Source organism: Levilactobacillus sp. LN180102 (genome assembly GCF_050106635.1).
In the GTDB taxonomy this organism is placed as follows: Bacteria; Bacillota; Bacilli; order Lactobacillales; family Lactobacillaceae; genus Levilactobacillus; species Levilactobacillus brevis.
In genome coordinates, this window is sequence record NZ_JBNIIX010000024.1 from 1 (window position 1) to 24,023 (window position 24,023).

Here is a 24,023-nt window from a genome sequence, read left to right on the forward strand (position 1 = left end):
ATAGGTTATACTAGACAAAAGATCAGCTCCTAAAAGATGGGTTTGTGGTAAACACCATTTTAAAGGAAGCTGATCTTTTTTGTCCGAACAGCGTTCGGATTAATTTTACAATCTACCTTAATTATAGAATTTACTATTTAGAAAAATCGTTCGTAGTATTAAGCCTTATATTAACAAATGTAACAATTAAACAAACATATTATTTAACTTTTTCAATTTCAATCTGAAGATGTTGCAATTGTTGATCAACCAAGGATAATGTTTTAGTGCTAACCAAAAAGATAATGGTGAATATGGTCAGAGTCAATACCCAGCTACCACCAGTGTCATAAGAATAAGTCGTTAATGGTCCCCAATCTAAAATAAAGTGTATCAAGATAGGGAAAAATAGGCCATTAGTTATAACGCGAATGACAACGAATAGTGTGCCAATTGCTATTGCAGAAAACATTTGCTGTAGAACAATTGTAACAGGACCTGACAAAAGGTTAATGCTGTGAAGTGCACCAAACAGAAATGAAGAGTAAATCGCCGATTTGGTTATGTTAAATTTGGAGCTCCTATAAATGCCCAATCCTACGAAAGCAGAAAAAAATAGGCCTCTGCAAAGTGATTCCTCAAAAATTGCCGCAGACAAGGCAAAGAAAGTATTTGTCCAAAACTGTGAGTGAGTGAAGACCGTGTAAATATTATTTGGAATATTGTAAATTAGCATTTCGGATACGGTGACTACTAGGCAGATACTAACCCATATGAGTATTTGTTTTGTGAGTTTGAATCTTTTTTCTGTAAACTTGGCTGAACCAGTACTGATCATAAAAATAATCAAGGTAATCAATGAAAAGACTAGATTGGATATACTTTTGAAGTAGGCTGTTGTGTCAAAAAAAAATAAATTTAAAAAGATAAATATAACCTGAATTATTCACCAGAAACTCCAAAATCCCCATCAAACACATGATTCAAGTGCTTGATGGGGATTTTACGTTTTCACCTTTTAAGTGCAGAAAAAGAGCCTCAGCTCTGGTATAGTTAACTCGACCAAAAGACACTATAAAGAGAAGAGGACTCTATAATGAAAACTGTACAGGAAATGGCATTTAGTTTCAATAAAAACATTCTAGCATCGCATACCGGCGGTCAATTATCTTCTGATGGTGGCCTAACCTTGTGTGTTGAACTGATGGCAAAGTTTCAGTTCACGAACTTAGCTGACAATCTATTGAAGTTCAACGACCATCGACAATACTGCCGACATAGTAATTCAAGTATCTTGATGCAGTTGGTTCTGCAGATCATTGCCGGTTATAATACAGATTCTGCTGCAACCTCATTGGTTGCAGAACCATTGTTTAAACTTTTATTGGACAAACCAGCCTTAGCTTCACAAGCGACGATATCCCGTTTCTGGCAACGTATCGATTCCGCAGGTGTGGACGCCTTCCAGACTTTAAATCAAGCTCTTATTGATCAAGCTCGACTGCTAACTAATCAGACGACCACCATTATTGATATTGATTCAACCCATTCTGACACTTATGGCAATCAAGAAGCTACTGACTATAACGCCCATTATGGCTCGGAGGGGTATCATCCATTACTAGCTATCGATAATGATGGTAATCTCCTGAAAGCCATCCTACGGCCTGGTAATGCCTATACCAGTACAGATATAAAAGCCTTTTTAGAACCGTTATTAAAACATTATCAAGACCAATTGCCAGAAACTGATATTCTGGTTCGCGGTGATAGCGGGTTCGCCACACCAGCTGTTTATGATACCTGCGAGGCCGATGATGTCTTTTACATTATTCGCCTCAAACGTAATAAGCGACTACACAACTTGGCAGAAGAGTTTGTACAGATAAGCGACACAACTGAGTGGCATGAAACCGAAACTCACTATTACTCAGCAACTTATCAGGCCACTTCGTGGCCTAAACCGCGTCAAGTATACGTTAAGTCAACTCGTGTAGCTGGCGAATTGATCTTTTCACATGAATTTATTGTGACTAATCTGACAAATTTAACCGCAGAAGCAGCATTTGAACTGTATCATAAGCGTGGTCAGATGGAGAATTATATCAAGGAAGCCAAAGAGGGCTTCTTCTTTGATAAGACTGATAGTTCAACGTTTACCGCCAACGCTGCCCGTATGATGGTTAGTGTATTAGCGTACAATATTATCAATTTTATGAAGCAAATAGCCCTACCTAAAACAGAGACCGGATTGCGTGTTAGTACATTACGAATCCGTTTATTCAAAGTCGCTGCCCGCGTTGTGTTTACCGGTCGACGAATCCAGTTACGACTGAGTTCTCATCACGTTTATCATCGACTCTTTTATCAGGTATTACAGCGTATTCAGGCTATTAAATAGCCCCAATTAAAAAAAAATTCTGTACGATCAAGGGACAAGTGCACCCAAAAATTCAAAAATGACTCACCGTTAGGTGATACCATCAAAATTTAGAGTCTCAATACATAGTAAGCAAGATCAAAAGCCGTCAGTTTTTGAAAAACATGAAAACTGACGACTTTTTTGGAAGGTATGAATAATTCAGGATATAACAAATAAAACTATTCCCCATTGTAGCTGTCTACCCCATTGCCACCTATTTAATTTAATCATTTTTGTCCTCCTATTCTAATTCGATATATTAATTGTTTTAGTGCTAATTTCTTCAAAAATCGGTTCGTGAGAAACTATTAGAACTATGTGATTTAGCTTGTAACCATTTAAAAATTGAGTAAGACAGCTCTTACTGGTTACATCTAATCCGACTGTTGGTTCATCGAGTACTAAAAGATCGGGGGTTTTTAGTAAACAAATAAGAATGGATATTTTTTTTGCTGACCTGTAGAAAGGTCGCCTACTTTACTGTGAAGTAAAATTTCGATGTCACCAAACATTTGTTGGAGATGTGTATCAATGATAAACTCCCTTATTTTTTTCGAAGTAATGGCCGTATTGCCCAAATAAAACTGAATGTTCTCTAAAACATCATCTAGAATAAATTGCATATTAGCATCGCATATTGCTCCTATCTTGTTTTATTAATTATGGCACAACTGTTCAGAAATTTATGTACCAAATACTAGGATAGGAGCATAATGGAAAGGGCACCCAGTATCGGTATACTTTTCCTACTGAGGGAGAATTAAACACAATAGAAATTTATGTAATCGTCAATAATGTTGAAAGTATTTTAAATGGTGTATATCTTTATGATCCATACTGCAATGTTCTGAGAGCTGTTTCCCAAGAATTCAAACAGGAGGACTATAAGTACGTTACTGGGCTAATGAGTCAAGCAACAAATTCATATTTTTCAGTACATTTCGTGGGTAATGGAGAATTTTCTTTTTTTAAGTATGGAAATCGAGCATATAGACTTATGAACATTGAAGCCGGACGCTGTTCACAAAATTTATATTTAGTATCTACCGTTTTAGGAGTTGAGTGTGCAGCATCTGGTGCTTTTTTAGATGATGAGTTCTTTGATTTTTTAAAAATTCCGCATAAAAATAGATTTCTATTGTATGAAAACTTTGTTGGCGAATAGTTTCTGTCATTTTTTCAGTCAAGCGTATCAGTAGTATTTCATTCAAAGTGGATGGGAGGAGACAGCTAATGTTTAAAAAGATATTAAAAATGCTGGGCTATTTTTTTGTCGGAGCCGCAGCTTTGGTGGTCATTCTATTTTTTACCAAGAAAAGTTTTTCTCTTTATCCTTTTAAGTACGACTTTATGGCATCAGATTTATATTTTTTTTCAACATTGCTTATTTTACCATTTTTCAGGCTTCATTATAATGCATGGTTCAAATCTGATAATAGCCAAATTGTTACCTATAAGCAAAAAGCACTTGATATCCACCATCAAGACAGGTCTCAACATCATAGGGATAGAAAGTGGTCGACAAATGGAGTTTCTGCAAATCCATGGGAGTATACCATGAGTGAAACGGCAACGTACGGTAATGCGGCTGGTTGGGGATACAGTTTGTTTAAAAGTTTGGTTATGAGCGTGCTGTTTGTTTTGTTTGCACCTATTTTTTTCATCGTTCTGTTCTTTAAGCACTTTTCAAAATGATAATAGTGAATTGTAGTAATTTAAAACGGCCACTAGGGTATACCCTAATGGTCTTTTTTATTTCTGTGCTATACTAGGAATTACAAGTGTTCATTAGAACTGTCCAAAAGGAGAATTGAAAATGGCTAAAATCGGTTATGCGCGTGTGAGTTCCAAGGAGCAACATTTAGATCGACAGTTAGCGGCTTTAAAAGACGTTGATAAATTATTTACGGATAAATTAAGTGGGGCTAACACTAATCGGCCAGAACTGCAAAAAATGCTGGCCTATATTCGTGAGGGTGATATTGTAATGGTCACTGAATTAGATCGCTTAGGCAGAAACAACCATGATTTGACTAAGATCATGAACTCCATTCAAAATAAGGGTGCCACCCTAGATGTGTTGAATTTACCGTCCATGACCGGGATTGCTGACCCAAATTTACGTCAACTGATGACCAACTTGATTATTGAACTCTATAAGTATCAGGCCGAAAGTGAACGTAAGCGAATCATTGAGCGCCAGCAACAAGGGATTGCCTTAGCTAAGCAGCAGGGTAAATATCATGGGCGCAAACCCCAATATGCCAAAGATGATCCCCGTTTGCAACATGCTTTTAAGCTTTATCGAGCTGGCATGAGTGACATTGATGTGTCCCGAAATACAGGTATTAAACGGACGACCTTTATTCGATACCGTGTGAAATACGGTATTAAAAGAAAATAGGGCCCCCTTTTGGTTAGCACATGTTAACTGAAAGGGTCCCTATTTTCTTTACAATCTACCTTTTACCAAGCAATTGATGAAATGCTAGCTAACGCTAGTCCTAGTGACAAATTGTCTAAACGCTTGCAAGCAATCTTTGCCCAAGCATCTATTTCTCGGCGTGATATGTTGGGTGCAATGATTGGCGCCGGTATGAATATTGCTACAGCAAAAAGTGAATCATTTGCAGTTAATGAACTCAAACAGCAGTATATCAATGGCTATAATAATTCAAGCCCTAATAAACTATCAACAGTTCCAGATAAAGTAGCCAACCAAGCTGAGTATTCTCAACGAATTTGGGTGCATGGCGACTTCATGACGACACGAATGAAAGAAACCCTGAACAAGGGTTTGAGTCGCCGCATGAAAAAATCAGACATCAATAAAATGACCCGCAGTATTCCTCAAAGCGGTGATCGAATTGATGACAATTTAGCAACGCCTATGAACCAAATGCTATCCAGAATTCATACGTTAACAACTAATGAAGCTATACGCAATAGCAACGGTGGTAAGAATAGAGCGTATGATGAACAGAATGTTCAGTATGTGATGTGGTTAACCGAGGAAGATGATCGTGTTTGTGATATTTGTGAACCACTTGATAGACAAACATTTACCTATGGACAAGCACCGATTCCAGTCACGGATACTCATCCAAGGTGTCGTTGCCAGCTGGTAGCCTGTGATGAAGATAGGAATCTGCTGTCTGGTGAACTTGATAGGGTATTTAAGGAACAAAAAAAGCCCACTTAGTTTAAAACTAAGTGGGTCAGGAATATTATTAATTGGCTTCGCTCACAACAAAGTCGAGGGGGGCTAACTAAGTTAGCATCTATAATTTAGTATAAGAACCTTAAATGAAGCTTAAAAACTAATTCTTTAATTTACCGACAAAGAAAGAAACTACAGCAACAACAATTACTGCTCCAATAATTGAAGGAATGATTGCCATTCCGGCTAATTGAGGGCCCCAAGATCCGAGTACAGCTTCTCCAATAGAGGAACCAACTAATCCGGCAACAATATTAGCAATCCACCCCATTGATTTTCCTTTGCTAGTAATTGCTCCAGCAATAGCACCAATGATGGCACCAATAATTAAAACCCATAACCAATGCATAAAACATCATCCTCTCTTATTTTTCGAAGGATGTTTTTTAGATTTGTTATAGTTTTGAATTTCTTTAAAAATGGCTAATAAAAGTTGAGATATAGAAATGATAATTGATATTTTTGACCAAAGTCTAAATCTTTTCATATGAAATCCTCCATTATCTAAATTGCATCCTTCTAAATCTAATTATAGGCAATTGAATATTTGCATACAAGTTATTCGATTGTGCCATTCTTTTTAAAATAGGAATTTTTGATTTGCTTTTTTCTCAATTAAAGGCGTTAAAGAATAATCGATTTAGTTATTACACTTATTTAAAGTTAAGGATTGCTTTTTGTTCTCTTCAGTTGCAATCGCTTGCAACTCGCACCTATCCTCTGCTATGCTCGTACCAACAATGGTAATTGTTTATTCACCTAAATTTAGGATGGAGATAATTAAATGACTGAAAGTTATCAATTTGATGTTTTGTACTTAGGCGCGGGGCATGGTGCCTTCGACGGGGCGGTTCCACTAGCTAATAGTGGTAAAAAAGTCGCCATTATCGAAGCGGACAAAATCGGGGGAACTTGTCCAAACCGTGGATGCAACGCGAAAATTACGCTGGACAACCCGGTTCAACTTTTACGCCACCAAGAACGCCTTGATGGCATTGTAAATGGTGACTTAAAGCTGGATTGGACTGCCAATGTAGAACATGAACACGAAGTCATCGACGGCTTGCCGGACATGATTACTGGTTTACTCGACTCTGTTGACATCGAAATTATTCACGGTCGTGGAAAATTTGTTGATGCTCACACCATCGAAGTGGATCAACAGCGCTACACCGCTGACAAAATCGTGATTGCAACGGGGCTACGTCCCCACCATCTAGATGTTATGGGCTCAGAACTTACGCATGACAGTACCGATTTTATGAACCTCAAACAGCTTCCTGAAAATATCGTAATTATTGGCGCGGGCTATATCGGCATGGAATTTGCCACGATTGCCAATGCTGCCGGCGCGAACGTCACTGTACTTTTACGCCATAATCGGGCGTTGCGCAAATTTAATCAAGATTACGTAAAACAAGTCATTGCCGACCTCGAAAAACGAGGGGTGAAGTTCATTTACAACGCTCAGGTGGATCGTTTTGAGGAAGACGGTTCTCATTTTACCGTGTCTTATAACGATCACGAAACCCTCACCACCGACTGGATTTTGGATGCTACCGGACGAATTCCTAACATCGAAAACATCGGATTAGACGAAGTAGGCGTTAGTTACAATGCTAACGGGATCGAAGTTAACGATCATCTTCAAACTAACATTGATAACATCTATGCTTCTGGTGATGTGCTTGATAAAGAACAGCCTAAGCTCACCCCGACTGCGATCTTTGAATCTAGTTATTTAACCCAACTTTTCACAGGAAAGACTACTGACGCAATCAACTATCCGCCCATCCCAACCATTGTCTTTACCTCACCACAAATCGCACAGGTTGGTATGAGCGTCGAAGAAGCTCAGCAAAATCCTGATTACACCATTAAAACTAATCATCTTCCTGACGGATGGTTCCGCCAAGTTGATAAGGAAACAATTGGTGATAACACCTTGATTTACGATCAAGACCATCATCTTGTAGGAGCAGCTGAAGTTAGTGAACATGCTGCCGATGCAATTAACGTTTTATTACCAGCAATTGAGTTTCAATATACAGCTGAACAACTAGGCCGCATCGTACCTCTCTTCCCTACTTTGGGAGCGGACGTCTGGTCACAGATTTAAAAAAACGCTGAGCCTCTTTTAAGGAGACTCGGCATTTTTTTATTATTTGGCAGATTGCAAGAAATAACTTGAACGAATTTAATGACGTAAATTAAGCAAGAAGATCTCGATTGGTGTATGCCAATTAAGACATTTAAGTGGCCGTGAATTCAAATACCCATTAATTTGAACCAATTGGTGATCACTTAGTTCTTCAATGGCTTGGCCTTTGGGAATAAAGCGCCGCAAAACTCGGTTACGGTTCTCATTACTGCCTCTTTCATGCGGTGAATAGGCATGGGCAAAATAAACCTGTGTACCAGTTCGCCGTTCAATTGTCTGATAGTTAGCGAACTCTTTACCATGATCTACGGTAAGCGTCTTGAGCTTGTCTTGAAGTTGACTAGCTAGTTCAAGTACGGCTTGAGTCATGGACTGACTGTCGCGACCATGGAGCCGTTTAACAATTGTCAGGCGACTCTTACGCTCCACAAAAGTAGCCACAGCTTGACCTTTACGTTTACCAGAAAGTACGGTATCAGCTTCAAAGTGGCCGAATTCCTGGCGAGTTTCGACTTTATGAGGCCGCTCCTCAATGGAGCGGCCGTGATTGAACGTACCACGCTTTTCTTTAGCACGATGACGACGAATTCCATGATCAGGCAAATCGGGCAACTGTATATCAAGCCATCCTTGATCAATCCAGTTATAGACCGTCTTGTAGGCAATCCCCACCACATGGGCAACTTGTTCAGGGAACCACTTCCGGACTTGAACCTTTTCCTCGATCAAGTGTTTAAGGTTTTTAGTAAGCGAAGACTTTCGTCCCCGTTGACTTAACCTTTCGTTCAAAGTCAGTTTGCGCTAGTTCAGCTTGATACTCACTATTTAGCCGGTGAAGTTCGTTAAAGATGGTGGTCTTACTAAAGCCTAAGTAGTTAGCGATGTATCGCAAGGAACGTCCTTCATTATGAAGCGTTTCAATGACAACACGGTTCTGGAATGATAAAATAGTGGTGCTCATCAAGGTCCTTCTTTCTAATGGATTGTGTGGTAACACCATTAAAGACCTTGATGGGTTTTTCTGTCCACTTAAATGTTCAACTTAAATTTTACAATCTGCCATAAAGATTGTTTTTTCATGGACTTAGGTGGTGTTTGGATTGATGAAGGTACTAAGTTGGGTCCAAGGGTGGCTTTGATAACGGTAAATCATGGAGAAGCTCCTACGGAAAGAAAAACTTTGATTACAAAATCGATTCATATTGGAAAAAATGTTTGGCTAGGAACTGGTGTTACAGTGCTTCCTGGAGTGACAATTGGCGAGAATTCAATTGTTGGAGCAGCCTCAGTAGTAACCAAGGATGTAGCACCGAATAGTGTCGTAGTTGGATCACCAGCTAAAAAAATTAGGGACGTTAGGGGATAAAATATTATGACAGAACATGAAAAATTATTGGCCGGTCAGGAATATGACTATCAAGATTCTGAATTACAACAGATGATTGCCCGTGGTAAAAAAATGATTCAGGAAATCAACACTCAAACTGATGATAAGAAACGTAGTGAGACAATGCGGTAGCGTCAAGAATCTTGTGTAAATGAAATGCCTTCGTACATATAATATGTATCTAACTTAAATAAATGATGCTTCCAAGGTGTCCTGGAGTCCTTTGAACCCTCGGTGGATCCGCTTCAGAGACTTCTCGTTATAAACATTAAACTGAGAAACCAGGAAGCGATCCAGTGAATCTTCCGTTGGAAATTGTTCTTTGTGGTGGGTGGTGCGCTTGAGATGCTTATTAAAGTTCTCAATCAGGTTAGTGGAGTATAGTGATTGCCGGATAGCTGGTGGAAAGTCCATGAAAGTGAGTAAATTCGGCATTTTAAGCAGATCTTTGATTAATTTGGGATAGGTCTGATGCCAGTTGTTGGCGAACTCATTCAGTTTCAGTTCGGCTGCTTCACGGTTGGCGGCCCGATGAACTTGTTTAAAGTCACTGATCACGGCCTTGCGGTCTTTTACGCGAACTTTGTTCATCAGATTCCGCCCAACATGAACCAGGCAACGTTGTCGTTTGGCTTTAGGGAAATGCCGATTCAAGCCTTCATCCAAACCAACTAACCCATCGACCACAAACAACAGCACATCTTTAACGCCCTGCTTGATCAAGGTTCCCAGCAGTTCAGTCCAGATTCCAGTCGATTCCGTTGGCGCCACTTGGTAGTTCAGCACTTCTTTCGTACCATCTGGACGAATGCCAATCGCAATATGAACGGCTTCTTTTTGAACGGTATCCCGCTTTAACGGCAAGTAAGTGGCATCTAAGAAGATGGCCGCATATTGTGAAGCCAGTCGACGTTGCTGGAAAGCTTGAACCTGTTCATTGACGGCTTTAATCATGTTGGAAACCGTGGCTTTGGAGTAGTGAGCACCGTACATTTTCTCAATGAGTTCGGCAATTTCAGCAGTGGTAATTCCCTTGGTATACAACTGAATGACCGTTGTTTCTAAATTATCACTGTGCCGACCGTAGGCTGGCAAGGTATGATTTTCAAACCGGCCATTGCGATCTCGAGGAATGGTTAAGTTAAGTTGGCCGTACTTCGTATCAAACGAGCGCTCATAACTGCCGTTGCGGTTATTACCAGTGTTAATCCCAGCGTATGAGTAGCATTCGTAACCCAAAAACTCTGCCAATTCGGTTTGAAGCAGCTGGTTAATCGCAATTTCGAGGTGGTGACGAAAAACTTCGTCCAAATCTTGCTTTTGGGCTAGTGCAGCGATAATTTCTGTGGTAAGTTCATTCATGGGGAATGCCTCCTGTGATGTTTTCTGTGGTTACTAAATATCATAAGGGAAGGCATTCCCTATTTCTATACAATTCAGAAATCTTTTATGCATTTACACAAGATATTTTACGCTCTCATTTATTTTACGTGGTATAGTTTAAATATGGATATGATAAAAAGCGAATCTACTAATTAGATTCGCAAATATAAAAGGTGTATCATATGGATAATGTGATTGATTTGAGAAGACTCTGGCTTATTGTTCGTCGAAATGTTTGGCTGATGATTTTGTCAGGGATTTTGTTTAGTGGTATTAGTGGATTGAAGTCAATATTTGAGACAGATTTTAAGAGACATTCAGAACCGCGTTTACCTTCCACAGCCCAAATAAGTTATTAATCGCGATTAATAACTTATTTGAACCCTGGAAAGCATTAAATCAGGCGGCCATTTGGCTCGTAAGTGTTGCAATTTCAACTTGTAAGGGGGTCTGGTAGCCCAGTGAACTATGAATTCTCTTCCTATTGTAGAAAGCATGCACATATTCAAAAAGGACGGCAGCGGCAGTTTCATAATCTTCAAAGACCGGCACTGGATAAACACATTCCTTTTTGAGGGAAGCGTGAAAGGATTCCATTGGCGCATTATCATACGGACAACCCTTACGGCTGTATGAGTGGCGGATATGTAGTTCAGTTAAACGTTGATTGTAATTATCGCTGGTATACTGTGATCCTAAATCCGTATGGATAATCAGTTCCCCAGTAATGGTTCGATTTTTAACCGCGCTTTCAAGGGTCTTTAAGACTAAATCAGTATCCATCTTTTTTGAGAACGAATAGCCGATAATCCGTCGTGAGTGCAGGTCCATGATGGTTGATAAGTAACACCAGCCATTACGCTTCGTTTGAATATAGGTCATATCAGCGGTCCATTTTTGATTTAAACCAGTGGTCGAGAAATCCTGCTTAAGCAAGTTGGGACGCTGTTCAACCTTGGTTTTGGAAGCCGAAGCCGCTTTCCACTTATTGACGGTAACGGAGTGGATATCCAGTTCCTTCATGAGCCGGGAAATCCGTCGTGGACTGCACCGAAGCTGCAGTGGTTGAAGTTCCAGATTCAATTCATGGTGGATCTTAATAACACCGTATCGCTGCTTAAATTCCGCAAAGATCCGCAGAATCCGTTGTTTCAAGTCCGCATCTTCGGCCCGGCGTTTTGAAGGTTTGGGGGATCGATAACGATAATACTGAGCTCTGGAAACACCGAGGATTCGGCACATCTTGGTTACCTGGTGGTGATGGCTTTCTTGGTGAATGTAATCAAAGATATTGGTTACTTCTGCGCAAGGAAGCCCATGGCTTTTTTTAGGATTTCGTTCTCCTCAAACAGCGAAGCCAGTCGCTTTTCCATCGCTTTGATTTCGTCTGGCGATTTACCGGATTGAGTTTTGGCCTGGCCCTGGATCCACTTATGAACGGTTGAATAGCCAATGCCATATTCTCTGGCCAGTTGGGCAGCTGATTCGCCTTACTTATATAGGTTGATAATGTTTTGTTTGAATTCTTTGTCGTAACGAGTTGGCATGTAAAAATTCCTTCCTTTTGAGAGACGATTTATTCATTATACCCTCTCTTAAAAGTTGTCTCAGGAATCAGCTTACATCCATTACTCCGGCAGCTGGATAGAGAATCAAAACTGGAAGAAATATAACAAGTTTTGGGCTTCTAAGGAGGCTATTCTTCATTTTCCACAGGTTTATTATCTACTGAAGAATGTGAAAAGACAACTTAAAACGTGGGGAGAAAAATGATGTTTGAAACTGAAACTGTAAAAAGGCCTGAAGTTAGTCTCGTCATTACAAATTTTAATGGGAGAAAGTTTCTGCCGAAGATAATCAAGATGCTAGAAGCGCAGACTTATCAGGATTTTGAAGTCGTGTTTGTAGATGATGGATCACGAGACGATTCTGTAAACTTCATGGAAAATGTGTCTTTTGACAAGATAGTTTTAAAAAAACAGGAAAACAAGGGAGTGGCATCTGCAAAAAGAGTTGGAGTTTTAGCATCACGTGGTAAGTATGTTATGTTTGCGGACGTTGATGATGAATTTGAACCAAAATTTATCGAGACTTATGTGGAAGCAATAAAAATTAGTCGAGCAGATGTTGTGTTTTTACCTGTTTATGAAGTAACTGCGAATCACAAAATAAGGGTTGAATTGCCTGATTTTTCGGGATTTAATTTTTCTACGTTGCTACTAACTGGTAGGTTACAAGGATGGTTCTGTCAAAGTATTTCTTACAGGCAATTATGGACCGGAGATTTATTTACAGACGGCATTAATTATGCTGAAGATTTGCTTGCTTGGATTCGAATGTCGAAACGTAATCAGATTTCAGTATTTTTCGATACAAAGGCCCCTAGTATGTACAGTTATATTCATCAAGAGGAATCTATCACACGGACGTTCACAATACAGGCGTTCGAATCTCAATGGAAGTCTGTGCAGAGCATTATGCAAGAATGCACTTCGGATGTTGAAAATGGTCGAAAATTTGGGAAAAATCTGTTGTTATATTTTTATGCACAAAGCCTTATCCAAAGAGATAGTGAAGTAATTAAGTGGGTTGAAGGATTTTTATTAAGTAGAACGGCTTTGTTTAAGTTTAGTTTTCTTGAAAAAATTAGAATTAAGTTTAAGTTGTTTTCTATTCGAACCAGGTTTAGGAATATTCTGATGGAATGGAAGATTATAAAGTAATGAGACATGCTATTTTAGTTGCCGGAATGAAGGATTCCGGAGTGCTTCAGCAAGTTATTAATCTATATGACGATAAAGATATTGACTTCTTTGTTCATTTTGACAAAAAGTTTGCACAACCTAAGTTAGTATCAAATTTTTGGTTCTGGTGCAAAATTTAAAACAAATGCACATTAACTAACTTTTCTTGGATATTGACAGCTTACGCTATCAATAATTGCTTCAATTCAGCGGTTACTGAAAACCCGAAGAAACTACCATTTCTTCGGGTTTCTTTTCGAATCGCATGGACAACTTCAACCCCGGCTAAAGTTTTAGCGGCAGTTCGGATGGTTTGAAAACCAGCTGAGCGAACCCGATGTCGTTTAATGAATCGATGGTCTTGCTCAATTAGATTATTGCGATATTTGGAACATTGATGATTTGCTTTCTCCAATAAGCCGTCTTTAATCACTTGCTTAATGGCTTTTAAAGTTCCACCATATTGGTCAGTTACCAAACAATTGGGACGACCATCGGTCGTAAATAATCGTTTCAAGAAATGGTAAGCGGACTGATAATCACGATGTTTACGTAACTCAAAGTCTAGCGTTAATCCCTGATTGTCAACGGCGCGATACAAATAGCACCATTGACCTTTAACCTTGATGTAAGTCTCATCCACTCGCCAACTTTGAGAAGCTGAATGTTTATGCCGACGCCACAACACCTGAAAGATTGGTCCGTAGTGATGAACCCAGCGCATAATCGTTGTATGATGAACAGTAATTCCACGATCACGTAAAATCTCAACGACATCACGATAACTCAAATTAAATCTGAAGTAGTAACCAACAGCTACCAAAATAATGTCTTGTTGGAAATGCCGACCTTTAAAATAATTTTTCATCATATCTACCTCACCTTTTAGGCTAATTATACCCAAAATAAGTTAAACTGAATTTTTTGCACCAGAACCCTGGTAACCAACTTCAAGGACAAACGAATAGGACGAGAAACCAAAGATCGGTTTCTCGTCCTATTCGTTGTAAAGAGACTAATTATGTCACGGCCCTTTCTTTTAAACAATAGCAGTAGCTACTTTTTAAAGTTCGACCAGTCTTCGTAATATGCTACAGATTAAATGCTATTTTCTACGTTTCTTTTTTTCGTAGTGATCAAAATAGATGAAGCCAACAATGCCAAAGATCATGTAGAGGACTAAACAAATTTTCGGTATTCCAACAATGTAAAATACAGAAAACAAAGCGAAATAGATTATTGAAAAAATAGTATCGGTTCTCATATTACTCCTTTATCCTACCCAGTTTGTTTTGTGAATAGTCTTCTTTAAATTCGTGCGCTTACTATTTGAGTAGTATTTTACAACGGATTCCTGTCCAATAATTGCCCGATTTCCTCTAGGCGCAGTTGCTGAAATTAAACGTAAATTGTATGTTGGCCATACATCAGCATTTTGTGACTTGAAGACCTGAACAGCATCGTATGCGACAAGTGCAGTCTTCCACTGCCACCCAGGAATAAAGCCTGCAAGTGTTTGTGCTGCAAAACTTGCTGCTCGCTTTGCTTTTGTACTAGCAAAATTGTGAGTTCCAGTCCATTTACTGTACGTAATGTTTTTATAACCTGCTTTTTTGTATGCGGCAAGGCTATTCAATTTAGCAGAAGCATAGTATCTGATGGATTCGATGTTATAACCTCATTAGAATTAGACGCTTCTTCAATTGCCTCCTCAACAGTTCCCACGTTATAGCGAACATTTGAAGAATATTTATTGCTCTCTGTTCCTTCAGTACTAACGTTCGTCTGTGTATCTGAATTTATTTTTGTGCTTAAGCTGGATTGCATAGCACTCGCTGTAGAATCTGCTGAAACATTAACGACTCCTGCGCTACCTAAAAATAATCCTACTCCAATCATGGAACTATAAAGTACAATTTTTTTCATAATAAACTCCCCTTTTCGAAAATGCGTTGAAGATAATGCCTTTTCTACAATTTATTCTAACACCCCGCTCTGGATAATCAAGGAACCGAGGAAAAGAAAGGCCCACTACTAAAACGGTAATGGGGCTTTTTTGGGGGGACGAATTGTCAAATCAAGCGTAACTTTTTACCGAAGAAAACTTCAGATGGACTCTTCCAGCCTAAGACCTTACGTGGGCGATTATTTAAATCTCTGACAAATTTGTTGATATCTTGATCGGTCAACTTGTCGAGGTCGGTTCCTTTGGGAAAATATTCTCGGATAAGACCATTGGTGTTCTCGTTGGTCCCACGTTGCTTTGGTGCGTGTGGATCTGGAAAATAGACCGGGATATCAAGCTCCTCACCGACTTCACGATACCCCGCAAACTCGGTTCCTCGGTCTGGTGTAAGTGTGCGAACGCGTTGAGGTGTGACGGTATGCAAGAGGTCAATCATCGCTTGCGTCACGTTCTTGGCGTTCACTTTTGGCACGCGTTGAGATAGAAGATAACGTGACTTACGGTCGACCAGCGTTACTAAGGCTGAGCGCCCGACCTTGCCCCGAACCGTATCGCCTTCCCAATGACCAAAGCGGGTCCGGTTCTCACACGATACTGGCCGCTCATGAACTGAAGGGACATCATTAAAACGGCCACGTCGTTCGTTGACAGTTCCTTTAACCTTACGAGTTTTCCCGCGGTGTCGTAACTTTCGTGCGAATCCTCGAGTCCCATGCTTTTTACGCTTAACGCCTAAATTATTTTGTTCGATTCCGCGATAAATCGTGTTATGACTGATGTGCCAACTACTACCTTCAAATGATAGACGACCAGCGATTTGTTCGGGCGACCATTGTCGTTGAAGAATGCAGTGAAGAACGAAGTCGCGTAGGTTTAGGTCTTCTAGTAACCTAGGGCGACGGCTCTTTAACCGCCGCTTATGATAGTTTTTCTGGGCTTTTACGGCGGAGTAGGCACCTCGACCGCCGTTTCGTTTAATTTCTCGTGACACAGTGGCCTTAGAACAGCCGATTTGATTGGCAATGGTTTGATAGGTATGGTGTAGCGTCACACCTAACAGTATGCATTCACGGTCTTTTAGGGTAAGATGGGTGTACGGACTCATAGCCTAAGAACTCCTTTAGATGATTGTTGTGGTGACTTCATTCTACAGGACTCAGGCTATGAGTCTTCTTTTATTTTCTTACTTGTTGCACTTCAATTGTAAATTCGTCCTTAAAATAATAAAAAAGCTACCCGGAAAAAACGGATAGCTTTTTTATTTCAATAAAGGGTACTGAATAAACATTTTGTTAAATTCCAAATTTTTAATTTGACTTTGAACCATAAATTTCATTCTGAAGCTTGTCACCGAAAATATCAATCTTTTTTGTTGCGAAAAGTGTACCACCCAATAAGACACCGCTCACAATGAGGGTACTAGCGATCATAAATTTAAAAACAGCTTTTAATGCATCCATAGTTACTCACCTGCTTTCTAGGATCGTTTAACAACAAAGGAAACAATCAGAACTAAAATAACGGCACCGATAATTGACGGAATAAGTGCCATTCCGGCCAAACTCGGTCCCCAAGACCCCAGTAGTGCTTGACCGATGGCTGATCCAATTAAGCCAGCTACAATATTAGCGATCCAACCCATCGATTGGCCGTTGTTCGTAATTGCGCCCGCCAAGGCACCGATGACGGCGCCAACAATAATTGCCCAAATAAAGCCCATGATAAATTCCTCCTAACGTGATGATGGTTATTTGTTACTGACCTAAGTTCAAGTATCAATGAAATGACTGGACACTGACAAGCTGGATATAGTTAAAAGCATTCATATCTCAACTATATATAATATTTAGGTCATTATTAGAAAAGAAACAAATATCATATATTAATTAAAGATTATCACGGCTATCTTAAAACTGTCAAAAACGAAGATTTCAAATTAACTTTTTCAGGTATCATTTATCAATAAATTCTAGGTGAATCCTGAGTTTTAGACCAAAAAGCCCTTCAGCACCAACAAATCACTATGCAATATATCTATTAGTGCCGAAAGGCTTTTGTTAAAAGACACTTCAAATAGTGATTGGGATTTTTTCCTTTGAATTCGGTGGCCTACTTGTTTTGCTTAGAAAAATTGGCGCAAAATATCTTTTAGTGGTGGTAGTTCAGGTATTTTTTTCTCTTCTTTAAGATATTGGCTGCCAAATTTCATGTATCCTTTAGCTTCCTGACCGACAATCTTGCCCGGCAAAGGTGCATCATCACTGACATAAGCATTGATCAGTACCGGCATATTCTGGACCCGATAGGCTCTGTTCAATGCGTTCTTAAATTCTTCGGAAGTTTTAGCAGTAATGCCAACACCGCCAGCCGCATCGGCAAATTTGGCGTAATCCATATCCTGTAAGTCGATTTGATAATTTAATTGGCCGGCGGCCTGTTGTTCGTATTCAATAAAGGCCAGCTTTGAATTATTGAGTACGATATTAATTAATGGTAACTTGTATTTAACTGCCGTAATGAAATCCTGCATGACCATTGCAAACGCACCATCACCATTAACCGAGATAACCGGTCGATCGGGATAATTTATTTTTGCTGCAATCGCTCCCGGTAATGCACATCCCATTGTCCCTAAGTAAGAGGACAAGATAAATTTTTGTGTTGGTGATACGTTTAAGAAACGGGCGCTCCAAGAGGTGGCTGTTCCAACATCAATTGAATAAATTGTATTAAGCGGTGCCGTTTCATTAATACCGTTAAATAATGCTTCGGGTGCAACTGGCTTGGAATCGAGTTCACGTTTGCCGGTCATCCAACGATTCCAGTTAGCAACATTTTCCTGACAGGCCTTTAAGAAACCATCATCAGGATGGAGGATCGTTGTTTCAGAAGAATTAAGTTGCTTTATAACGTCTTTGATATCGGCTACCAATCCAACATCAGCCGGATAACGTTTTCCGATTGCTGACGCACTGGTATTGATTTGGATGCTTTTGGCCGTCCCTGGTTTGGGCAAGTACGCGGTATAGGGATAATTTGTGCCGAACATTAGAAGCAGATCGGTATTTTGCATGGCTTCATAAGCCGGCTTTGTCCCCAACTTACCAACATTTCCCAGCGAATTAGGATGATTGTCGCCAATGATCCCCTTTGCGGGCAACGTTGAAATAAACGGAATATGGTTTTGCTCTAAGAAGGCCGCAACCTGGCTGCCGGCTTTTTTTGCCCCCAAGCCAACCAATGCAAGCGGTTTTTTGGAATCACGAATCAGTTTAGCGGCTGTATTAAGGCGATTGTCATCTATTTGTGGTGATGTCAATTGGAAAGAAGAAGCGGAACTGATATAGTGGTCGCTGACCCTTTGTTCCGGAAGGTTATCCGGAATGGTTAAAACTGCGACTCCATGTTTCTCATAAGCCGTTCGAATGGCTTCATCAACGATTTCAGCTAAATTGTCAGTGGCAGAAATTAGTTTATTATAGACCGCAACGTCCGCAAATAGTTGTGGTGTATTCACTTCTTGGAAGTATTCCTCGTTTAAAAACTGGGTATCAACTTGACCAAGTAAAGCCAGTACTGGCACGTGATCCATTTTGGCATCATAAAGGCCATTTAACATATGAATTGCGCCTGGCCCACCGATTGAAAGACAGACACCAAGCTTACCGGTTAACTTAGCCTCGGCCGCTGCTGCCAAGGAAGCAACTTCTTCGTGACGGACTTGGACAAATCCGATCTGATCCTGTTGTTTGCGTAAAGCATCGACAGTTGTATCGATGGAATCCCCCGGTAGTCCATAAACGTGTTTTACATGCCAATCAATTAAGACGTCGACTAATTGTTCAGAAGCTTTTTGAGCCATATTGCGTCATCCTTTCCATAAACGATGTTAAGAAAGCTTACTTTCATTGTAGACAATTTAAATGGAATTGCAAAAACTAGAATTATTAATATGGTAGATTGTAAAATTAATCCGAACAGCGTTCGGATTAATTTTACAATCTACCTAATGCTAAGTTAACTGATCTATCCGAAATTACATATTGGTGTAGCTAATAATATAAGTTGACACCCAGTCAACCCAACACTAGCAATCTCAAAAATTGGTTAATGAACATTCCACTTGATCGGAGATATGAAACACAAATAATTGTTCTGCATACCTATTTTATTATTGAAACATTTATGGAGTAAATAGCATGAACAGGAAATATTGTGAATTTGTTCAACAGCTTTGATCGTATGGTTTCCTTGCATCACACCCTTGATAAGGGTATATTTATCCTTGTAATTATTATAGAACGTAACGTTTGTTCAAAAAAGGGGAAGTGAATTTTATGCATTGGTTATGGGTTTTAATTGTTGGTGCTGTTATCGGCGCAATTGCTGGTGCCATCACTAATCGGGGCGCAGCTATGGGCTGGATTAGCAATATCATCGCTGGCTTAGTTGGTTCATCCATTGGTGAAGCTATTTTAGGCAGTTGGGGGCCAAATATAGCTGGTATGGCCATTATTCCGTCAATTATAGGCGCAATAGTTGTTGTAGCAGTAGTTTCTTTCTTTTTAAGTCGTAGCACAAGATAATTTTCCCCTATATGTTAAACTTTTTAACAATCTTCTAAATGAATCCATGGTTGTTATTAGCTGGTCAGTTACTGTAGTAATTGGCTTTTTTATAAATGTTTTACTTTAATTTCATGTAAAGCCACTCTAATTATTAACAAGCTGAAAGAAGTTGACAAATTGGCTATGCAAAATAGAAGTGGTAGAAAATATGGATTATTAAACTACAGTGCTTACGTCATATCTTTGGGAGGATTCCTATTTGGGTATGATACTGGTGTTATCAATGGAGCTTTGGCTTTTATGAGCAAGACTAGCCAATTAAATCTAACTCCTTCCCGTCAGGGAATCGTGTCAAGCTCTTTAGTCTTAGGGGCTTGCCTTGGTGCATTCCTATGTGGAAAATATGCTGATAAATATGGCAGAAAGGTTACACTTCGTTGGGTTGCAGTTATCTTTACACTGGCAACTGTATGTTGCGCATTATCACTCAATTATATCTTTATGACCACATTTAGGTTTATCCTGGGACTAGCTGTTGGTGCTGCCTCAAGTCTTTCTCCAATGTATCTTGCAGAAATATCCCCAAGGGAAGTTCGTGCTAGCAACGTCAATAAGAATGCAATTTTTATCGTTTTAGGACAACTAGTAGCGTTTATTATGAATGCCCTTTTAGGCAGTCTATGGGGTAACTGGGATCCAATTTGGCGCGTTATGATTTTAATGGCATGTGTCCCCTCTATTATCTTATGGATTAATTCATTCAATATTGCTGGAAGTCTTAATTGGTTAGTACAAAGAGGGCATTTAAAAAGAGCACGTAATTTAGCTCATCGACTAGGATTCAAAAAACAAACTGCTAACAGGATCATTGATGGGCGTAAAAAGAATATCAAAACAGAGACAAAGCTCACTTGGAACCAAATCTTTTCGAATAAACGATTAGTCTACTTACTCTTGATTGGAATCGTTATTGCCTTGATTCAACAAGTATCGGGTGTTAATACAGTTATGTATTATGGCACTATCTTGTTAGAAAAGGTTGGTATGGGAGAACGTGGTTCTTTGTATGCGAATATATTAATCGGCTTAGCATCTGTCATCGCTAGTATCTTTGGAACCAGAATGATTGCCAATCACAACCATCTGAAAATGTTAAAAATTGGGTTAATGGGTAATATTATCTTCTTAGCGTTGTTAGGGGTTATTATGCACACAAACATGCTGCCACAGGTAGTTACAAATACTTTGGTTCTAGCAATGCTTGTCCTATTTTTAGCGAACCATCAAGGTATCGTTAGCCCTGTTACTTGGTTGATCATGGCAGAAATGTTTCCTAATAGTGTCAAAGCTAGATTTATGTCAATTGCTACAGCAACCACATGGATCACTAATTTTTCAATTAGCTTAGTTTACCCATTGCTAATTAATGCTTTAGGAACAGCCACTGTCTTTTTTGTATTTGCCATAACAAATGGGTGCAGTTTATTTCTTTCCTTGACTGTTATTAATCAAGAGAAAATGAAAAAATCCTATCAGGAAAGTTCCAGCAAATAAAATTAGAAGGAGGAAAATAATATGGCTAACTTTTATATCAATCCTAATAACGTTGTACACGAATTGCCTAAAAATAATCACCCAAAATTTTTTATGTTTGGTGTTCCTAGCTATACCAATCTTGGTGACCAGGCAATATCATTAGCCGAACGAAAATATATTGAAGCTGAGTTTCCAGATTACCAATATATTGAAATAGTAGAGGAAGATGATGATGCGGCTATTCCAGTTGTTAAGCAATATATAACTAAACAAGATATTGTTGCCTTTACTGGTGGTGGAAACATGGGAAATCTTTATCTTGATCACGAGCGAGCACGCCGAAAAGTATTTTCAACTTTTACTGATAACCTAACCATCTCATTCCCACAGTCTATTCATTTTGAAGACAATGAAGCTGGACTTTATGAACAAAAGTTAAGTCAAGAGGCTTACCAAAAAAACCCCAATTTAGTTCTAGTAGCTCGAGATGCACAGAGTTACCATAGAATGCAGACTACTTTCAACAATAAAGTCATTTTTACACCTGATATGGTTTTATATATGAAATCTGTTAACTGGAAGTTCAATCGAAATGGGGCTTTATTCGTTTTACGGCATGATTCAGAAAAAGTTGTTAAAAAAAGTACGATTGACAATATAAAAGATATTTTAGGAAATGAACGCCCTGTAAAAAGAGTTGATACCGTTCTAGACGAACCACAAAAGATAACACCTGTTACTCGGGAGGCATTATTTGATTCAGAACTAGAACTATTCTCGCACCAGGAAATAATTATTACAGATCGCTGGCATGCAATGGTATTTTCCGTTTTAACAGGAACACCTTGCTTGTTATTTGGAAACAGTTATGGGAAAGGTAAGCACGCTTACTTTGATTGGCTAGAGCATATCAACTGGGTTAGTTATACCGATGAGGAAGATACCGAAAGGATTAAACAACAAATAAACGCGGTCATGGAAGCCGAAACTCACGCTTATGACCTTACCCCTGATTTTAAACAGTTACATGATTTAATTGCACATAATCGGTAGGAAAAAGCCAACTTTTTGATAACATTTTTCATTTGATGTTAATCAAAAAATTGGCTTTTTATATAACTTTTTTAGCGTATCTCTTAATAAGGTGGTCATATGAAAAAGAAAATCAACCTTCAATGCATATTATTAACATTTCTAACGTTCACAATGGGTTTGAGTCAATTTATTATAATAGGAATTATAAATAATTTATCGACAGATTTTAGAGTTTCTATCGCAAACATTGGGGCACTCGTAACCATATTTGCAATCGTTTATGCAGTTGCAACACCAATAATTAACTTATCTATTGGTAGTATCGCTTTGCATAAAGTTATGCTCTTTTTATTGCTGATTTTTTCATTTGGAAACTTATTGACAGCTATAGCTAGTAATTTTAATGTACTACTTATGAGTAGAATTATAACAGCCCTATCATCTGGGCCTCTGATGTCGACTGCTATTACCTTTGCAGCTGTAATTGCTCCTCAGAGAAAAAGAGCTTGGCTAATATCTTGGGTGTTCTCAGGCTTCAGTATCGCTTCAGTTTTTGGTGTACCTTTAGGTACTTGGATAAGTGATAACCTTAACTGGCGATTAACTTTTTGGACAATTTTTTTTGCCTCAGTCTTTATTACTATCGTAGTTTTCTATTTGCTACCTCATAATTTAACACAAAATGGAACACATAATATATTCAAACAGTTAGCTATCTTAAAAGACAAAAGAATCATCTGGGGTATTCTGGTCCCGGTCTTTAATTTTAGTGCCATTTATATCATTTATACCTATTTGAAGCCAATATTAATTAAAGAGTTAAGTTTCTCCCACAATAATGTCATAATTGTTCTATTTTTGTACGGACTATGTGGATTGGTAAGCAACCAAGTGAGTGGGCGTATAGCAAACATGAAATGGAAAAGCAATTTAAAAAAATTTTTTATTCTTCAAGCTATTAGTATCTTTCTTATATTCATAAGTGGAAATTTAACATGGCTAAAAATCAGTGCCATTCTCATAATGGCTTTAACAATGTCTATTTCTAACTCACCCATGCAATTGTATTACATCGATATTGCCAAACAAAATTATCCCCAATCATTGGTTTTAGCTTCTTCTTTTAATTCAATTTTTTCAAATGTTGGAGTTGCTACCGGATCTGCAATTGGAGGATATGTCGTGGCCACTGTAGGCTTAAGCGGTTTGGGCATTGCAGGTAGCGTCTTTAGTGTTTTCACAATAGGTGTTCTAACAATATTAATCAAGTATAACTATAATCAATAAGATCTTTTAATGCCTGTACTGATTTTGGCAATTATTATTCAGGTTCAGTATACCAGAGAATAAGTCTTAATATTTATGTTAGCTTCTTCATGTGAGGATAGATAGAATTTTAATAAACCATCAGCCCAAATTTTTATGCTTGTAAAATAGCAAGCTACAAGATAGTATGGTGGTTTTAAAATTGACTCGATAGGAAAACAATTTATTATCATAAGGTAGATTGCAAATTTAATCCGAATTTTTGGACAAATTTGTCAGCATAACCTGATACGGTGTTTGCCAGTCGAGTATTTTAAGCGGTCGCTGGTTAATTTGGAGTAACGTCGTCGTTAAAT

The 24,023-nt window shown here is 38.8% G+C and carries 21 protein-coding genes and 4 pseudogenes; 13 read left to right on the forward strand and 12 right to left on the reverse strand.

Annotated elements, in window-relative coordinates; translation table 11 throughout:
* Window positions 1-199: 199 nt before the first annotated feature.
* Window positions 200-817 carry a CPBP family intramembrane glutamic endopeptidase gene (locus ACP4IT_RS11520; protein ID WP_426855768.1) on the reverse strand — a complete coding sequence of 206 codons (618 nt, stop codon included), beginning with the start codon at window positions 815-817 and terminating at the stop codon, window positions 200-202.
* Between the two features lie 258 nt (window positions 818-1,075).
* Here ACP4IT_RS11520 and ACP4IT_RS11525 point away from each other — a divergent pair, with 258 nt between their 5' ends.
* The 5 genes and pseudogenes from ACP4IT_RS11525 (at window position 1,076) to ACP4IT_RS11545 (ending at window position 5,603) form a co-directional block, all read left to right on the forward strand.
* Window positions 1,076-2,380: an IS1380 family transposase gene (locus ACP4IT_RS11525; protein WP_057730536.1), complete on the forward strand. Its 1,305-nt coding sequence runs from the start codon at window positions 1,076-1,078 to the stop codon at window positions 2,378-2,380.
* A 763-nt stretch (window positions 2,381-3,143) separates the two neighbouring features.
* Window positions 3,144-3,566: pseudogene (locus ACP4IT_RS11530) on the forward strand (SagB/ThcOx family dehydrogenase); the annotation flags it as partial.
* Window positions 3,567-3,634: 68 nt separating this feature from the next.
* Window positions 3,635-4,096 carry a hypothetical protein gene (locus tag ACP4IT_RS11535; protein WP_024855828.1) on the forward strand — a complete coding sequence of 154 codons (462 nt, stop codon included), beginning with the start codon at window positions 3,635-3,637 and terminating at the stop codon, window positions 4,094-4,096.
* Between the two features lie 121 nt (window positions 4,097-4,217).
* Window positions 4,218-4,805 carry a recombinase family protein gene (locus ACP4IT_RS11540; RefSeq protein ID WP_003596518.1) on the forward strand — a complete coding sequence of 196 codons (588 nt, stop codon included), beginning with the start codon at window positions 4,218-4,220 and terminating at the stop codon, window positions 4,803-4,805.
* An 81-nt stretch (window positions 4,806-4,886) separates the two neighbouring features.
* Window positions 4,887-5,603 (forward strand): minor capsid protein, encoded by a 717-nt coding sequence (locus tag ACP4IT_RS11545; protein ID WP_024855829.1) that lies wholly within the window; start codon window positions 4,887-4,889, stop codon window positions 5,601-5,603.
* 118 nt (window positions 5,604-5,721) lie between these two features.
* Here the strand turns inward: ACP4IT_RS11545 and ACP4IT_RS11550 are convergent, their stop codons facing one another.
* Entirely contained in the window at window positions 5,722-5,970 is a 249-nt protein-coding gene (locus ACP4IT_RS11550) for a GlsB/YeaQ/YmgE family stress response membrane protein (RefSeq protein ID WP_024855830.1), read from the reverse strand.
* 435 nt (window positions 5,971-6,405) lie between these two features.
* On the opposite strand from ACP4IT_RS11550, the gene ACP4IT_RS11555 reads away from it, so the two are divergent.
* A complete protein-coding gene (locus ACP4IT_RS11555; RefSeq protein WP_002831210.1) occupies window positions 6,406-7,740 on the forward strand; it encodes a dihydrolipoyl dehydrogenase family protein in 1,335 nt (444 codons plus the stop codon).
* Window positions 7,741-7,818: 78 nt separating this feature from the next.
* On the opposite strand, the pseudogene ACP4IT_RS11560 reads toward ACP4IT_RS11555, so the two are convergent.
* A pseudogene (locus tag ACP4IT_RS11560) lies at window positions 7,819-8,743 on the reverse strand (IS30 family transposase).
* A gap of 117 nt (window positions 8,744-8,860) precedes the next feature.
* Between ACP4IT_RS11560 and ACP4IT_RS11565 the strand changes: the two are divergent.
* A complete protein-coding gene (locus ACP4IT_RS11565; protein ID WP_225350477.1) occupies window positions 8,861-9,148 on the forward strand; it encodes a DapH/DapD/GlmU-related protein in 288 nt (95 codons plus the stop codon).
* Between the two features lie 6 nt (window positions 9,149-9,154).
* On the forward strand, window positions 9,155-9,301 hold the full coding sequence (locus tag ACP4IT_RS11570) for a maltose acetyltransferase domain-containing protein (protein ID WP_426855775.1): 147 nt from the start codon (window positions 9,155-9,157) through the stop codon (window positions 9,299-9,301).
* A gap of 54 nt (window positions 9,302-9,355) precedes the next feature.
* Here ACP4IT_RS11570 and ACP4IT_RS11575 read toward each other — a convergent pair whose 3' ends face one another.
* Complete coding sequence (locus ACP4IT_RS11575) at window positions 9,356-10,531, reverse strand: IS256 family transposase (protein WP_024855831.1); 1,176 nt, start codon at window positions 10,529-10,531, stop codon at window positions 9,356-9,358.
* Window positions 10,532-10,951: 420 nt separating this feature from the next.
* A pseudogene (locus ACP4IT_RS11580) lies at window positions 10,952-11,848 on the reverse strand (IS3 family transposase); the annotation flags it as partial.
* 476 nt (window positions 11,849-12,324) lie between these two features.
* Between ACP4IT_RS11580 and ACP4IT_RS11585 the strand changes: the two are divergent.
* The gene (locus ACP4IT_RS11585; protein ID WP_024855800.1) at window positions 12,325-13,275 is read left to right on the forward strand and encodes a glycosyltransferase family 2 protein; all 951 of its coding nucleotides are present in this window, start codon (window positions 12,325-12,327) and stop codon (window positions 13,273-13,275) included.
* Window positions 13,276-13,477: 202 nt separating this feature from the next.
* Here ACP4IT_RS11585 and ACP4IT_RS11590 read toward each other — a convergent pair whose 3' ends face one another.
* From ACP4IT_RS11590 to ACP4IT_RS11615, 6 genes are all read right to left on the reverse strand, one after another.
* On the reverse strand, window positions 13,478-14,167 hold the full coding sequence (locus ACP4IT_RS11590) for an IS6 family transposase (RefSeq protein ID WP_035465630.1): 690 nt from the start codon (window positions 14,165-14,167) through the stop codon (window positions 13,478-13,480).
* Between the two features lie 761 nt (window positions 14,168-14,928).
* On the reverse strand, window positions 14,929-15,222 hold the full coding sequence (locus ACP4IT_RS11595; protein ID WP_024855802.1) for a hypothetical protein: 294 nt from the start codon (window positions 15,220-15,222) through the stop codon (window positions 14,929-14,931).
* 146 nt (window positions 15,223-15,368) lie between these two features.
* The gene (locus ACP4IT_RS11600; RefSeq protein ID WP_024855803.1) at window positions 15,369-16,367 is read right to left on the reverse strand and encodes an IS30 family transposase; all 999 of its coding nucleotides are present in this window, start codon (window positions 16,365-16,367) and stop codon (window positions 15,369-15,371) included.
* Window positions 16,368-16,569: 202 nt separating this feature from the next.
* Window positions 16,570-16,722 (reverse strand): hypothetical protein, encoded by a 153-nt coding sequence (locus ACP4IT_RS11605; protein ID WP_080467032.1) that lies wholly within the window; start codon window positions 16,720-16,722, stop codon window positions 16,570-16,572.
* A gap of 17 nt (window positions 16,723-16,739) precedes the next feature.
* Window positions 16,740-16,982, reverse strand: coding sequence for a GlsB/YeaQ/YmgE family stress response membrane protein (locus tag ACP4IT_RS11610; protein WP_003560515.1), 243 nt, complete (start codon window positions 16,980-16,982; stop codon window positions 16,740-16,742).
* 402 nt (window positions 16,983-17,384) lie between these two features.
* A complete protein-coding gene (locus ACP4IT_RS11615; protein WP_024855804.1) occupies window positions 17,385-19,124 on the reverse strand; it encodes a pyruvate oxidase in 1,740 nt (579 codons plus the stop codon).
* A gap of 475 nt (window positions 19,125-19,599) precedes the next feature.
* On the opposite strand from ACP4IT_RS11615, the gene ACP4IT_RS11620 reads away from it, so the two are divergent.
* The 4 genes from ACP4IT_RS11620 (at window position 19,600) to ACP4IT_RS11635 (ending at window position 23,688) form a co-directional block, all read left to right on the forward strand.
* Window positions 19,600-19,848, forward strand: a complete 249-nt coding sequence (locus tag ACP4IT_RS11620) for a GlsB/YeaQ/YmgE family stress response membrane protein (protein WP_002831196.1) — start codon at window positions 19,600-19,602, stop codon at window positions 19,846-19,848.
* 165 nt (window positions 19,849-20,013) lie between these two features.
* Window positions 20,014-21,384, forward strand: coding sequence for a sugar porter family MFS transporter (locus ACP4IT_RS11625; RefSeq protein ID WP_024855805.1), 1,371 nt, complete (start codon window positions 20,014-20,016; stop codon window positions 21,382-21,384).
* A 21-nt stretch (window positions 21,385-21,405) separates the two neighbouring features.
* Window positions 21,406-22,419 carry a polysaccharide pyruvyl transferase family protein gene (locus ACP4IT_RS11630; protein WP_024855806.1) on the forward strand — a complete coding sequence of 338 codons (1,014 nt, stop codon included), beginning with the start codon at window positions 21,406-21,408 and terminating at the stop codon, window positions 22,417-22,419.
* 99 nt (window positions 22,420-22,518) lie between these two features.
* Complete coding sequence (locus ACP4IT_RS11635) at window positions 22,519-23,688, forward strand: MFS transporter (protein WP_024855807.1); 1,170 nt, start codon at window positions 22,519-22,521, stop codon at window positions 23,686-23,688.
* A 228-nt stretch (window positions 23,689-23,916) separates the two neighbouring features.
* On the opposite strand, the pseudogene ACP4IT_RS11640 reads toward ACP4IT_RS11635, so the two are convergent.
* A pseudogene (locus ACP4IT_RS11640) lies at window positions 23,917-24,023 on the reverse strand (IS30 family transposase); the annotation flags it as partial.